At 70.8% G+C, this 12,547-nt stretch carries 14 protein-coding genes; 8 read left to right on the top strand and 6 right to left on the bottom strand.

The window, feature by feature from the left end; translation table 11 throughout:
• Positions 1-21: 21 nt before the first annotated feature.
• Positions 22-675 (bottom strand): MlaC/ttg2D family ABC transporter substrate-binding protein, encoded by a 654-nt coding sequence (locus ABC766_RS04215; protein ID WP_043350575.1) that lies wholly within the window; start codon positions 673-675, stop codon positions 22-24.
• Positions 666-1,778 (bottom strand): flippase-like domain-containing protein, encoded by a 1,113-nt coding sequence (locus ABC766_RS04210; RefSeq protein ID WP_043756089.1) that lies wholly within the window; start codon positions 1,776-1,778, stop codon positions 666-668. The genes ABC766_RS04215 and ABC766_RS04210 overlap by 10 nt, the downstream gene beginning before the upstream one ends.
• A 209-nt stretch (positions 1,779-1,987) precedes the next feature.
• On the opposite strand from ABC766_RS04210, the gene ABC766_RS04205 reads away from it, so the two are divergent.
• The gene (locus ABC766_RS04205; protein WP_043350578.1) at positions 1,988-3,163 is read left to right on the top strand and encodes an amidinotransferase; all 1,176 of its coding nucleotides are present in this window, start codon (positions 1,988-1,990) and stop codon (positions 3,161-3,163) included.
• Between the two features lie 188 nt (positions 3,164-3,351).
• Here ABC766_RS04205 and ABC766_RS04200 read toward each other — a convergent pair whose 3' ends face one another.
• Positions 3,352-4,362 carry an alpha/beta hydrolase gene (locus ABC766_RS04200; RefSeq protein ID WP_345821217.1) on the bottom strand — a complete coding sequence of 337 codons (1,011 nt, stop codon included), beginning with the start codon at positions 4,360-4,362 and terminating at the stop codon, positions 3,352-3,354.
• A gap of 173 nt (positions 4,363-4,535) precedes the next feature.
• Here ABC766_RS04200 and ABC766_RS04195 point away from each other — a divergent pair, with 173 nt between their 5' ends.
• Together ABC766_RS04195 and kdsA are read left to right on the top strand one after the other, a co-directional pair.
• Positions 4,536-5,024: a hypothetical protein gene (locus ABC766_RS04195; protein WP_345821216.1), complete on the top strand. Its 489-nt coding sequence runs from the start codon at positions 4,536-4,538 to the stop codon at positions 5,022-5,024.
• Positions 5,025-5,034: 10 nt separating this feature from the next.
• Complete coding sequence (kdsA, locus tag ABC766_RS04190) at positions 5,035-5,889, top strand: 3-deoxy-8-phosphooctulonate synthase (RefSeq protein WP_043756093.1); 855 nt, start codon at positions 5,035-5,037, stop codon at positions 5,887-5,889.
• A 5-nt stretch (positions 5,890-5,894) separates the two neighbouring features.
• Here kdsA and ABC766_RS04185 read toward each other — a convergent pair whose 3' ends face one another.
• Positions 5,895-6,569 (bottom strand): class I SAM-dependent methyltransferase, encoded by a 675-nt coding sequence (locus ABC766_RS04185; protein WP_345821215.1) that lies wholly within the window; start codon positions 6,567-6,569, stop codon positions 5,895-5,897.
• A gap of 333 nt (positions 6,570-6,902) precedes the next feature.
• Here ABC766_RS04185 and ABC766_RS04180 point away from each other — a divergent pair, with 333 nt between their 5' ends.
• Positions 6,903-7,241, top strand: coding sequence for a hypothetical protein (locus tag ABC766_RS04180; protein ID WP_043756095.1), 339 nt, complete (start codon positions 6,903-6,905; stop codon positions 7,239-7,241).
• An 80-nt stretch (positions 7,242-7,321) separates the two neighbouring features.
• On the opposite strand, the gene queF is transcribed toward ABC766_RS04180, so the two are convergent.
• Entirely contained in the window at positions 7,322-7,774 is a 453-nt protein-coding gene (gene queF / locus ABC766_RS04175) for a preQ(1) synthase (protein ID WP_345822666.1), read from the bottom strand.
• 194 nt (positions 7,775-7,968) lie between these two features.
• Here queF and eno point away from each other — a divergent pair, with 194 nt between their 5' ends.
• The gene (eno, locus tag ABC766_RS04170) at positions 7,969-9,258 is read left to right on the top strand and encodes a phosphopyruvate hydratase (protein WP_043356273.1); all 1,290 of its coding nucleotides are present in this window, start codon (positions 7,969-7,971) and stop codon (positions 9,256-9,258) included.
• Entirely contained in the window at positions 9,255-9,659 is a 405-nt protein-coding gene (locus ABC766_RS04165) for a DUF3574 domain-containing protein (RefSeq protein WP_345822665.1), read from the top strand. Before eno ends, ABC766_RS04165 begins: the two co-directional genes overlap by 4 nt.
• 53 nt (positions 9,660-9,712) lie before the next feature.
• On the opposite strand, the gene ABC766_RS04160 is transcribed toward ABC766_RS04165, so the two are convergent.
• A complete protein-coding gene (locus ABC766_RS04160) occupies positions 9,713-10,915 on the bottom strand; it encodes an adenylate/guanylate cyclase domain-containing protein (protein WP_043756096.1) in 1,203 nt (400 codons plus the stop codon).
• Positions 10,916-11,010: 95 nt separating this feature from the next.
• Between ABC766_RS04160 and ABC766_RS04155 the strand changes: the two genes are divergently transcribed.
• Positions 11,011-11,322: an FtsB family cell division protein gene (locus ABC766_RS04155; RefSeq protein ID WP_043356265.1), complete on the top strand. Its 312-nt coding sequence runs from the start codon at positions 11,011-11,013 to the stop codon at positions 11,320-11,322.
• Between the two features lie 137 nt (positions 11,323-11,459).
• Positions 11,460-12,533, top strand: a complete 1,074-nt coding sequence (pdhA, locus tag ABC766_RS04150; protein ID WP_043386314.1) for a pyruvate dehydrogenase (acetyl-transferring) E1 component subunit alpha — start codon at positions 11,460-11,462, stop codon at positions 12,531-12,533.
• Positions 12,534-12,547: the final 14 nt, after the last annotated feature.

Raw genomic sequence — 12,547 nt, 5'->3', positions numbered from 1 at the left:
CGGCACTGGCGGAGACGACGCTCACGGCGTCGGCTTCGCGGCGAGCATGCCGTCGGCCCGCGCCCGGAGGAACTTCACGACGCCGTCGGCCCCCCCGGATTTCAGCGGCGCCGACAGGGCGTTCCGCTGCGCGGCGATCTCGCTGACATCGCCGTTGAGCAGCACGTCCTGGATGCGGTTGTCGGCGTTGACCACGAAGTCCACGGCGGAATCGTCGCCATCCGCCGCGGTGACGCGGGTCGGCACCACGCGCTGGGCGCCGCGCTCCTCGATCTTCGGGGTCACCTCGAACTTGCCGCCGGCGGCGCGGGCCAGCCGGTTGGCGTAGGTGACGGTCAGGCTGCGCTTGAAGGCGTCGATCACCGCCGCCTGCTGCTCCGGGGTGAAGCTCGACCATTTCGAGCCTACGGCGATGCGGGTCATGGCGGGAAAATCGAATGCCTTCTCGATCGCCGGCCCGACGGCTTCGACCCGCGCCGGCAGGGGGCTCGGGCCATCCTTCAGCGCCGCCGCGAAGGCGGCGTAGAGGTCGCGCACGGTCTGAACGGCGGCCTCGTCGGCAGCCCAGGCGGGACCCGCGGCGAGCAGGGGCAGGGCCAAGGGAACGGTGATCGAGGGAACGGTGCTCAAGGGAGCGGCGACGAGGGCGGCCGCGAGCCGGCGGGTCAGGCGCACTTCTTCAACTCCTCGCCGTCACCGAGCCGCGATCCCATGCGCGGCGGGGCGTAGCTGTAGAACGGCCCCAGCGTCGCGGGCGGCGCGATCCTCTTGGCCTTGCGTCCGGCCTCCGGCACCGGCTCGCGCTCCTCCTCCTCGGGCGCCTCGGACCGGAGCTTGGACTCGATCCGGTGCCAGAGCAGGAGGCTCGGGAGCCCGACGCCGAGATCGGCGAAGCGCTTGACCAGGGAGAGGGCGAGCGCCGCCTCGGCCGGGATATCGAACAGGCCGCACAGGGCGATCAGGCCGCCCTCCTGCGCGCCGAGGGCACCGGGCACCGCGAAGGCCGCGCCGCGCACCGCCTGGGCGAGGCTCTCGATCATCAGCGCCTGCGCGAAATCGATGGGATAGCCCATGAAGCGCAGGCAGACGTAGACCTCCAGCGTTCCGATCACCCAGCCGGCGAGGTGCACCGCCAGAGCCAGCGCGAAACGCCCGTGGTTGCCGTAGAGCCGGCGCAGGCTGTCGTAGAGCTGGTCGATCGCGCCGAAGGCGCGCCATTCGCGTCCCGAGGCGAAGCGGCTGAGCAGCCCCTGGATCAGGCGGTGCCCGGCCCGCCGCTGGATCAGGTAGAAGGCGCCGAGGGCCGGGACCGCCAGGGCCAGGCCGCCCTCGACCGTGTGGGCGATCGGGCCGTCGCCGGAGATCAGGACCAGCAGGGCAAGGCCGATCACGGTGAACAGGAGCTGCGTCAGCGCCTGGGTCATCAGATCGACGAACATGCTGGCGCCCGCGAGCGCGCCGGGGACGTTGCGCTTCGACAGGAGGCGCGCGCCGACGAAGTCGCCGCCGACGGTGGCGACGGGCAACAGCGTGTTGATGCCCTCACGGACGAAGCGGAGGGACACGCAGTCGGCGAGCTTGGCCGCGGCCCGCGGAAAGACCACGTACCAGCCGAGCCCCGCCCAGGCGACGGCCACGATGCGGGCGAGCACCACCAGGGCGGCGCCCCAGCCGGCGCTCACGACGGCGGCCGACACATCCTCCAGTCCGGAGGACATGAACAGGCCGACGACCGTGCACAGACCGGCGATCGAGGCCAGGGTCGTGAGGCGCTTCATTGTCGTCTTTCAAGCTCGCAAAAGGCTTGATGCGGGAAATCGGTCACGGTCGCGGCAGAAATAGGTCCGTCGGCCCGGGAACGTTTCTGTCACGTTGCAGCACGGATTAGCGGTGTCTATCACCCGTTTGACACACCGGGTGCCAAAGCGGCGCGGGGCTTGAGCGCCTACGCAGAAGGCCGCGGCACGTCGCAGAAGGGGCACACGTCATGGAGCGCGAATCACCGATCACGGCCCTCGAGGCCGTGACCGACGAAACGCATGCCGGCGGCCTTACGGGCAGAATGGAACCGGGTGTCCCGGCCCCCCAGTCCCCGGTTATGGCCTGGAACGAGTGGGATCCGCTGGAGGAGGTGATCGTCGGCTCCCTCGACGGCGCCACGATCCCGACCCATCACCTCACGGTGATCTTCAACCTGCCGCGCGCCGCGCAGCCGTTCTACCGGCTGGCCAGCGGGTGGAAGTATCCGAAGTTCATGAAGAAGCTCGCCCAGGCCGAGCTCGACAACTTCATCACTATCCTGGCCGGCGAGGGCGTGAAGGTCCGCCGCCCGGACGCGGTGGACTTCTCCAAGAAGTTCAAGGCCCCGCGCTGGTCCTCCCGGGGCTTCTGCGTGGCCTGCCCGCGCGACCCGTATCTCGTCATCGGCGACGAGATCATCGAGAGCCCGATGTGCTGGCGCTCGCGCTACTTCGAGGGCGACGCCTACCGGTCGCTGTTCAAGGAATACTTCCGCGCCGGCGCCCGCTGGACCTCGGCCCCGCGGCCGCAGCTCACGGACGACCTCTACAACTACGATTACCGGGTGCCGAACCTGAAGGCCGGCGAGCCCATGCAGTTCACGGTGAACGAGTTCGAGCCGGTCTTCGACGCCGCCGACTTCGTGCGCTGCGGCCGCGACCTGTTCGTCACCCGCTCCAACGTGACGAACCTGATGGGCATCGAGTGGCTGCGCCGCCACCTCGGCCCGGGCTTCCGCATCCACGAGATCGAGAGCCGCTGCCCGCAGCCGATGCACATCGACTCGTCGTTCATGCCGCTGGCCCCCGGCAAGGTGCTGGTGAACCCGGACTACGTCGACGTCGAGAAGCTGCCGGCGGTCCTCAAGAAGTGGGACGTGCTGATCGCCCCGCGCCCCGACCCAGTCGAGGGCTTCATGAGCAAGATCTCGATGTGCTCGCCCTGGACCTCGATCAACGTCCTGGCAATCACCGAGAAGAAGATCGTCGTCGACCAGAGCCAGCCGACGCTGATCAAGGCTCTGAAGGATTGGGGCTTCGACCCGATCCCGGCGCCGTTCCTCAGCTACGGCCCGTTCGGCGGCTCGTTCCACTGCGCGACCCTCGACGTCCGCCGCCGCGGCGTGCTGAAGTCGTACTTCTAGGACCGGTCCGCGCCGACGACCGTCATCGCCGGTCGTCGGCGATCGCCGGAGATCCGAACCACGCCCCGCATCCTGAGGCGGCGGGCGATCAACGATCGCTCGGCACCCCAGGATGAGATCGAGGACGGGATGGGCCGGTCGAGCACGCCGTCAGATGCATCCGCGCCGGCACGCAGACGACCGGACTTTCACGGCGCGGACATCCCCTTGATCAGCGCCGAGTTGAATCCCTCGGGGTCGGACATCTGCGGCGCGTGGCCCAGGGCCGGGAACTCCACGAGCCTGGCCCCCGGGATCGCCTGGGCGGCCGCCTTGCCGAGCTCCGGGTAGTTCCCGAGCCTGCCCCGCACCTCCGGTGGGGCGAGGTCCTTGCCGATCGCCGTGTTGTCCTTCTGGCCGATCATCAGCAGGGTCGGAACCGCGATCTGCGGGAACCGGTAGACCACCGGCTCGGTGACGATCATGTCGTAGAGGAGCGCCGAGTCCCAGGCGACCGCCTCCTTGCCGGGGCCGCCGTTGAGACCCGCCAGCATCGTCACCCAGGGCTCGTAGCGGGGCTCCCACTGGCCGGCATAGTAGGTCGCCGTCTCGTAGGCCCGGATCGACTCCGCCGTCACTTTCAGCTCGCGCTCGTACCAGTGCTCCACCGAGGTCGGCGGCACGCCCTTGGCGGCCCAGTCCTCCAGGCCGATCGGGTTGACCAGCACGAGCTGCTCCACCGCCTTGGGGTAGAGCAGGGCGTAATGGGCGGCCAGCATGCCGCCCGTGGAATGGCCGACCAGGACCGGGCGCTCGATCCCGAGCTTGGCCAGGAGGGCGTGGGTGTTCTCGGCGAGCTGCCGGAAGGTGAACTGGTAGGCCGCCGGCTTGCTCGACTTGCAGAAGCCGATCTGGTCCGGCGCGATCACCCGGTACCCGGCGGCGCTGAGCGCGCGAATCTGGCTCTCCCAGGTGGCGGCGCAGAAGTTCTTGCCGTGCAGCAGCAGGGCGGTGCGGCCGTTCGGCGTCGCCGGTCGGACGTCGAGATAGGCCATCTGCAGCGGCTGGCGCTGCGAGGTGAACAGGAACCGCTCCACCGGGAACGGGTAGGCGAAGCCCTCGAGTTCCGGCCCGTAGGTCGGCTGCGGTTGCGGCTCCGCGGAGACGCCGCCGGGCAGCGCCAGGGCCAGGAGGGCGGAGGCGAGGACGGTTCGAAGCATGGCCGCGACGGAGCCTGATCTGCGAGCGGCGTGCGGCGCCGCGCCGCCCGCTCAGATCGGGCATCCGGGATGCCCTGTCCATGCGCAGTCGGCATTTGTCGCGCCGCGGCTACGCGGCTCGGGCAACCCGCGCTATCTGGTGCAAGCCGATCTGTCCTGCCGCGGATTTCCCCATGCTGCGCCTCTCCGCTCTGACTGTCCTCGTCGGCGTGTTCAGTCTCGGATCCGCACCAGCCCGCGCCGCCGACGCCTGCGACACGCTCGCCGCGACGGTGATCCGCGCGACCGGAGCCTCCCTGGCCGGTCGGACGGGCCCCGTCGCGGTATTCCGGGCGCAGGATGCCGAGCGGATGAGCCTCGATTGCCGCGCCCCCGCCCGGCTCACCGTGGCGTCCCTCGATCGCGAGCCGTCCCCGGGCTACTTCATGCTGATCGGCCGCGCGGCGCGGGCGCTGGCCGGGGCTGACGCCGCCTCGGCCGAGGTTCTGGCGCTCAACCTCCACCAGGCCAGCCTTCTGGCGCAGGCCCCGCGCCGGGGCGGCATCGGCCCGATCCTGATGCTGTGCGAGACCGGGCCCCGGACCGATGGCCTGAGGGACGACCTCACCGTCTGCCGGCTGGCCCACAGGCCCGGGCTTTCGCGGATCCGCCGCGCGGGCTAGACCGGCCCGCATGTCGCAGATCGAGACACCCGGCCCCGTCGTCCAAGTCGGCGGCGTCCGCTTCGCCAACCACCTGCCGCTGACGCTGATCGCCGGCCCATGCCAGCTCGAAGGGCGCCAGCACGCCCTGGAGATCGCCGCCGCCCTCAAGGAGATGGCCGCGGGCCTCGGCGTCGGTCTCGTGTTCAAGACCTCCTTCGACAAGGCCAACCGCACCTCCGGCAGCGCCGCCCGGGGCATCGGCCTCGACGGGGCGCTCCCGGTCTTCGCCGAGATCCGCGAAACCCTCGGGCTGCCGGTGCTGACCGACGTGCACGCCGCCGAGCAATGCGCCCCCGCCGCCGAGGCGGTGGACGTGCTCCAGATCCCCGCCTTCCTGTGCCGCCAGACCGACCTGCTGCTGGCCGCGGCCGCGACCGGCCGGGCGGTCAACATCAAGAAGGGTCAGTTCCTGGCGCCCTGGGACATGAAGCACGTCGCCGCCAAGGTGACGGAGGCCGGCAATCCCAACGTCATCGTCACCGAGCGCGGCGCCTCCTTCGGCTACAACACCCTGGTCTCGGACATGCGCAGCCTGCCGATCATGGCGCAGGTCACGCAGGGCGCGCCGGTGGTGTTCGACGCCACCCACTCGGTGCAGCAGCCCGGCGGCCAGGGGGCGAGTTCCGGCGGCCAGCGGGAATTCGTCGCCGTCCTCGCCCGCGCCGCCGTGGCGGTGGGCGTGGCGGGCGTGTTCATCGAGACGCATCCCGACCCGGACCGGGCCCCCTCGGACGGCCCCAACATGGTGGCGCTGAAGGACCTGCCGGCGCTGCTCGAGGAACTCCTCGCCTTCGACCGCCTCGCCAAGCGCCGGACCGCCTGAGCGGCTCAGGCAGCCTCCGGCTCCAGCACGTGGATCCGCAGGGGCTGGACGAGGCCGAACCGCCCGTCCGCCTCGCGCGCGGCCGCCTTGTGGAAAGCCTCCGCGATCACGGGGCGCCGGTCCCGAATGGTCGCCGCGCGGGCCGGGTCCACGGCGCTGACGCGGGCGAGGAAGGCGTCGAGGGAGTCGAAGTGCTCCCGCCGCTCGACGGTCACGTCGCGGCGGCACGCGTAGGCGCGGCGAGCCAGGGCGTCGGCGATGGCCGCCTGGGCCGCGGCCCGGACCGCCGTCTCGTCCTCGATCGGCCGCAGGGCGTCGAAGAAGCTGCCCTCCACCAGGGGCTCCACCACGACGAGCCGGCCGCCCGGGACCAGCACGCGCGCCGCCTCGGCGAGGGCGGCCGCCGGGTCCGGCACGTGGTGCAGGGCGTTCAGCATCACGGCGCCGTCGAAGCCGGCATCGGGGAAGGGCAGGGCCTCGCCGGTCGCGGATTCGAAGCGCGCCTCCGGCACGGTCTCCCGCGCCCGGGCGAGCGCCGCCCCACCGGGGTCGATGCCGGTGACCGCCGCGCCGGCGTCAGCCAGCCGGCGCGCGAGCGCCCCGGGCCCGCAGCCGATGTCGAGGATCCGCTTGCCGGGCAGGGGCGCGAAGCTGTCGCGGATCAGGGTCCAGGCATCCATCGTCGGTCCTCCGGACGGAGCCGTAGCACGACCGCCCCGGAGGAGGGCGGATTTCCGCCGCCGGGCCCGGCCGATCGCCAATGCGCCGCCCTAGGGCCCCGGCCGCCACCGTCGCCGGCCGCGGCCGCGCCAGGCTCTTCGCAAGAGTTCGGGCGTGCTCCACAGGCGAACGCTCAAGCTTGACCGCAATCACGGCGGCGCGAGCGCCGATGAACAACGGTTCAGGATCCCGACTGTGTGCGCATACGCACCAAAACTCCGGGCGAGATCTGGAACGGTATCGGGGCGACAACGTTATCGGGCATGTTCGATCGAGGATCGAGAAGGAACACTATGCGCAAGATCGGTATCATCGCCACCGCCGCCGCCATGGCCATTGGCAGCGTCGCCGCCACGACGGGCGCCGAGGCGCGTCCGTGGGGCTACCACGGCGGTTACGGCGGCTACGGCCACGGCTACTACCGCGGCCGCCGCGGCATCGGCACCGGTGCCGCCATCGGCCTCGGCATCGCCGGCCTCGCCGCCGGTGCGATCGCCGCGGGCGCGGCCCGCGACAGCTACTACGGCGGTGGCTACGGCTACGCCCCGTCCTACGGCTACGGCTACGCCCCGGTCTACGGCGGCTACGGCTACGCGGCTCCGGGCTACGGCTACTACGGCTACGGCTACTGAGATCAGAGATCCGGATGGATCGGGGGCGACCGGCGCGAGCCGGTCGCCCTTTTCGTTTGGCCGGCTCTTCGTTTGGCCGGTCAGCGTCCGCGGTAGGGCGGTACGCCGGGATCCGGCAGCCACGTGTTCTTCGGCAGCTCGCCCGTCTGCCAGAACACGTCGATCGGGATGCCGCCGCGGGGATACCAGAAGCCGCCGATGCGCAGGTAGCGCGGCTCCAGGAGGTCGCGCAGCCGCTTGCCGATCGCCACGGTGCAATCCTCGTGGAACGCGCCGTGGTTGCGGAATGAGCCGAGGTAGAGCTTCAGCGACTTCGACTCCACGAGCCAGTCGCCGGGCACGTAGTCGATCACCAGGATCGCGAAATCCGGCTGCCCGGTGACCGGGCAGATCGAGGTGAATTCGGGCGCGGTGAACCGGGCGACGTAGTCGGTGTCCGCGTGCGGGTTCGGGACCCGGTCGAGTCGCGCCTCCTCGGGGGAGGTGGGGAAGGGCGTCGGCTGGCCGAGCTGGAGGTCGTTGGCGGAGGTCATGGCGGGCATATAAAGCCTGTCGGCGCCGCGCGCATCTGTCTGATCCGCGGCGCTTTCCCGGGTGGACCGGGCTGTGCGCCGCCCGTCCCGACGCTTGCCGCCGGCCGCCGCTTGACGGATAAGCCGCCGCGATGCGCCGCACCCTCTGATTTGGGCACGGCCACCGACCCGCGGCCCCCGCGAGAGGACGTTCCATGACCGCGATCACCAATATCAGCGCCCGCGAGATTCTCGACAGCCGCGGCAACCCCACGGTCGAAGTCGACGTCATCCTGGAGGACGGCTCCTTCGGCCGCGCCGCGGTGCCGTCGGGCGCCTCCACCGGCGCCCACGAGGCCGTGGAGCTGCGCGACGGCGACAAGAATCGGTTCCTCGGCAAGGGCGTCCTCAAGGCGGTCGAGGCGGCCCAGACCGAGATCCTCGACGCGATCGGCGGCATGGAGGCCGAGGATCAGGTCGCGGTCGACGAGGCGATGATCGAGCTCGACGGCACGCCCAACAAGGCGCGGCTCGGCGCCAACGCGATCCTGGGCGTCTCGCTGGCGGTGGCAAAGGCCGCGGCCGAGGCGTCCGGCCTGCCGCTCTACCGCTACGTCGGCGGCGTGCAGGGCCGGGTGCTGCCGGTGCCGATGATGAACATCATCAACGGCGGGGCGCATGCCGACAACCCGATCGACTTCCAGGAATTCATGATCATGCCGGTGGGCGCCGATTCGCTCGCCGAGGCCGTGCGCATGGGCTCCGAGGTGTTCCACACCCTCAAGGGCAAGCTGAAGAAGGCCGGCCACAACACCAATGTCGGCGACGAAGGCGGCTTCGCCCCGAACCTGCCGTCCGCCGAGGCAGCTCTCGACTTCGTGATGGAGGCGATCAGCGCCGCCGGCTTCAAGCCCGGCCAGGACATGGCCCTGGCGCTCGACTGCGCCGCCACCGAGTTCTTCAAGGACGGCGCCTACGCCTACGAGGGCGAGGGGAAGACCCGCACCATCGAGGCGCAGGTCGATTACCTCGCGCAGCTCGTCGCCACCTACCCGATCGTCTCCATCGAGGACGGCATGTCGGAGGACGACTGGGCCGGCTGGAAGCTCCTGACCGACAAGATCGGCGCGCAGTGCCAGCTCGTGGGCGACGACCTGTTCGTCACCAACGTCGAGCGCCTGTCCCGCGGCATCGCGGAGGGCACGGCCAACTCGATCCTGATCAAGGTCAACCAGATCGGCTCGCTCACCGAGACCCTGGCGGCGGTCGATATGGCCCAGCGCGCCGGCTACACCGCGGTGATGTCGCACCGTTCCGGCGAGACCGAGGATTCGACCATCGCCGACCTCGCGGTCGCCACCAATTGCGGGCAGATCAAGACCGGCTCGCTCGCCCGCTCGGACAGACTGGCCAAGTACAACCAGCTGATCCGCATCGAGGAAGGCCTGGGCCCGCAGGCGCTCTATGCCGGCCCGGCGGCGCTCAAGCAGCTCGCCCGGCGCTGATCCGGCGGATCCTGCTGACCGGCCTGCTCGCCCTCGGAGCGGCCGGCCCAGCCTGTGCTGACCCGCTCTGCGACGGCGCACGTCCGACGCTCAGCGCACAACTGCTGTTCGGCCTGTCGCGGCCGGACGGCGGCCGCATCCCGCAGCGGGCCTTCGACCGGTTCCTGGCCGAGCGGATCACCCCCCGCTTCCCGGACGGGCTGACGGTGTTCTCCGGTCGGGGCCAGTGGCGCGGGCCGGACGGACGGCGCGTGCATGAGGCTGCCCGCATCGTCCTCATCGTCACCGGGGCGACCCCCGAGGCGGTCGCGGCCCTGCGCAGCATCCGGGACGAGTACCGGGAGCACTTCGCCCAGGGCGCCGTCGGGCTGGTGCTGCAGCGGGGCTGTGCGCTGTTCTGAGGGCGTCGGCGGGACGGGAGGCCGGTCTTCCAGGCCCCGCAGCCTGCGCCGCCTCAGGCCGACGCGGCATCGGACGGCTCCGCCGGCACGGTCCAGACCCGCATCGGCCGCGACAGGCCCCGCAACTCGATCGTCCCGACCGGCTCCAGCCGCCGGGCGCACCGCTCGGCGAAGGAATCCGAGACCAGGAGCGCATGGCCGAGGGCCGCGCACTGGCTCTCGATCCGGCTGGCCTCGTTGACCGCCCGCCCGATGATGGTGAAGTCGAGGCGCCGCTCGGTCCCGACATTGCCGTAGATGACCGTCCCGAAATGCACGACGCACTCGGCCGGCAGCTCCGGCAGACCCGCGGCGCGGCGGCGGTCGTTGAGCGCCGCGTTGGCGGCGAGCCCCTCGGTCGCGGCGTCCAGGGCGCCGCCGCAGACCGGGCAGGGGAGGGTGTCGGCGTCCGGCACCGGGAAGATGGCCAGGAACCCGTCGCCCAGGAATTTCAGGATCTCGCCGCCGTGCCGCGCCACCGGGTCGCCCAGCGCGTCGAAATGCTCGTTGAGCCACGTGACCATGTCGGCCGGATCGACCCGGTCGGCCAGCGCCGTGAAGCCGCGCAGGTCCGTCAGCAGGATGGCGGCCGGAATGGCCCGCCCCTCGCCCCGCCGGATCTGGCCGTCGAGCACCCGCTCGGCGGTGGAACGGCCGAGATAGGTCGCCGACACCTCGCGGAACGTGTGGGCCAAGCTCATCTTGGCGATCGCCAGCGTTAGGAACGGCAGGACGTCGGCGATGGCCGACAGGTGCGCCTCGGTGAAGCCGCCGGCGCCGCGGGTGCAGAACGAGACCGCGATGCCGCGCAGCGCGGTGCCGGGCGCAAACTCGACGATGTGCAGCACGTAATCGACGCCGCCCTGTGCCCCGAGGGCCTTCAGGACCGGAAAGTCCGTCTCCAGCTCGGGCGCGTCGAGGCGCCAGCGGCCGAAGGTCTCGCCCTTCTCCACCAGCGCGTAGACGGGGCTCAGGAGCCAGTCGCTCTCCTCGTCGGCACCGTGGGCGTTGGCCACGAAGGACAGCCCCTCGCCCGCGTGCCAGTTCAGGCTGACGCCGCGCAGGGTCGGATCGAGGGCCGGGGCCATGACGCTGACCCGCCAGACGGGGATGCCCGCGCCGACCAGCGCCTCGCAGAATCCGGAGAGCAGGCTGTCGTGGTCGTCGGTCGCCGTTGCGTGCGCGGCGACCCAGCGTCCCAGATGCGTCAGGTCCATCCCTCAGCCTCGCCCCTGTCCGTGCCGATCACGCCCCGAACCTGTCGCGGCACGATCGCAAAGAACCGTTAACCTTTCCGCGCGAGGGTCGCGCCATGGTCGTGCGCCGCCGAGTCAGAATGGTTGTGTTGCCGCTGGGTCTCTGGACCCTGTCGGCGCTCGTGGTCGGCTATTTCGTATGGCAGGCCGAGAGCGGCAACCGCGGACTCGAAGCCAAGAAGGCGCTGAAAATCCGCGCCTACGGCCTCAATCAGGAACTCGCCGCCGTGCGGGCCGAGCGCGCCACCTGGGAGCACCGGGTCGCGCTGCTGAAGAGCGACCAGATCGACCGCGACCTCCTGGAGGAACGGGCGCGGATCGTGCTCGGCCGGGTCCACGCCAACGACGTCGTCATCATCACGCCCTGATCGCCGCCGGCCCCCGTGAGTCCGCCCCGAAAGTCCTCTGACAAGAGCGGCTTCCTGTCAGAGCGGCAGCCCTCGCTTTCCAATCCTTGCTGTCCTACACCCCCACCACGTCGCGTGGAATCACGGGGAGAGCGCCGATGGACGCCGCCAAGGAGCCTGCCAAGGACGCTTCGTCCTCCCAATCGCAGGCCGCGAGCCCTCAGGCGGCCGAGGCGCACAAGCCGGCGCCCAACATGCCGCAATTCACCCGGGACGAGGATCTCCACGCCTACCACGAGATGCTGCTCATCCGGCGCTTCGAGGAGAAGGCCGGCCAGCTCTACGGCATGGGCCTGATCGGCGGCTTCTGCCACCTCTATATCGGCCAGGAGGCCGTGGTGATCGGCATGCAGATGGCCTCGGTCGACGGCGACCAGGTCATCACCGGCTACCGCGACCACGGCCACATGCTGGCCTGCGGCATGGACCCGAAGGGCGTCATGGCCGAGCTGACCGGCCGCCGCGGCGGCTACAGCCGCGGCAAGGGCGGCTCGATGCACATGTTCAGCCGCGAGAAGCAGTTCTTCGGCGGCCACGGGATCGTCGGCGCACAGGTCTCGCTGGGCACGGGCCTCGCCTTCGCCGACCATTACCGGGAGAACGGCAAGGTCAGCCTGACCTATATGGGCGACGGCGCGGCCAACCAGGGCCAGGTCTACGAGAGCTTCAACATGGCGGCGCTCTGGAAGCTGCCGGTCGTCTACGTCATCGAGAACAACCGCTACGCCATGGGCACCTCGGTGGCCCGGGCCTCGGCACAGACCGACTTCTCGAAGCGCGGCCTCTCCTTCGGCATCCCCGGCGAGCAGGTCGACGGCATGGACGTGCGCACCGTCCGCGAGGCCGCCACCCGGGCGATCGAGCACGCCCGCAGCGGCCAAGGTCCCTACATCCTGGAGATGCAGACCTACCGCTATCGCGGCCACTCCATGTCCGATCCGGCCAAGTACCGGACCAAGGACGAGGTCTCGAAGATGCGCGACGAGCACGACCCGATCGAGATGGTGCGCAAGCGCCTGCTCGAGCTGCACGGCGTGCCCGAAGCCGAGCTCAAGGCCACCGACGCCAAGGTCCGCGAGACGGTGAACGCTTCGGCCGAGTTCGCCACCAACGATCCCGAGCCGGATCCGTCCGAGCTGTGGACCGACATCCTGCTGGACGCGCACGCCTGAGCGCGTCGCCGACG

It is taken from the genome of Methylobacterium fujisawaense, from assembly GCF_039619325.1.
GTDB classification, from domain to species: domain Bacteria; phylum Pseudomonadota; class Alphaproteobacteria; order Rhizobiales; family Beijerinckiaceae; genus Methylobacterium; species Methylobacterium fujisawaense.
The sequence above is the reverse complement of the archived record's forward strand: the minus strand, read 5'-3'. Positions and strand labels throughout refer to the sequence as shown.

Excerpts from the sequence above, each read along its gene's own strand:
- ABC766_RS04210 (WP_043756089.1), bottom strand. The coding sequence starts at position 1,778 with ATGAAGCGCCTCACGACCCTGGCCTCGATCGCCGGTCTGTGCACGGTC.
- ABC766_RS04205 (WP_043350578.1), top strand. The coding sequence starts at position 1,988 with ATGGAGCGCGAATCACCGATCACGGCCCTCGAGGCCGTGACCGACGAA.
- ABC766_RS04200 (WP_345821217.1), bottom strand. The coding sequence starts at position 4,362 with ATGCTTCGAACCGTCCTCGCCTCCGCCCTCCTGGCCCTGGCGCTGCCC.
- ABC766_RS04195 (WP_345821216.1), top strand. The coding sequence starts at position 4,536 with ATGCTGCGCCTCTCCGCTCTGACTGTCCTCGTCGGCGTGTTCAGTCTC.
- kdsA (WP_043756093.1), top strand. The coding sequence starts at position 5,035 with ATGTCGCAGATCGAGACACCCGGCCCCGTCGTCCAAGTCGGCGGCGTC.
- ABC766_RS04185 (WP_345821215.1), bottom strand. The coding sequence starts at position 6,569 with ATGGATGCCTGGACCCTGATCCGCGACAGCTTCGCGCCCCTGCCCGGC.
- ABC766_RS04180 (WP_043756095.1), top strand. The coding sequence starts at position 6,903 with ATGCGCAAGATCGGTATCATCGCCACCGCCGCCGCCATGGCCATTGGC.
- queF (WP_345822666.1), bottom strand. The coding sequence starts at position 7,774 with ATGACCTCCGCCAACGACCTCCAGCTCGGCCAGCCGACGCCCTTCCCC.
- eno (WP_043356273.1), top strand. The coding sequence starts at position 7,969 with ATGACCGCGATCACCAATATCAGCGCCCGCGAGATTCTCGACAGCCGC.
- ABC766_RS04160 (WP_043756096.1), bottom strand. The coding sequence starts at position 10,915 with ATGGACCTGACGCATCTGGGACGCTGGGTCGCCGCGCACGCAACGGCG.
- ABC766_RS04155 (WP_043356265.1), top strand. The coding sequence starts at position 11,011 with ATGGTCGTGCGCCGCCGAGTCAGAATGGTTGTGTTGCCGCTGGGTCTC.
- pdhA (WP_043386314.1), top strand. The coding sequence starts at position 11,460 with ATGGACGCCGCCAAGGAGCCTGCCAAGGACGCTTCGTCCTCCCAATCG.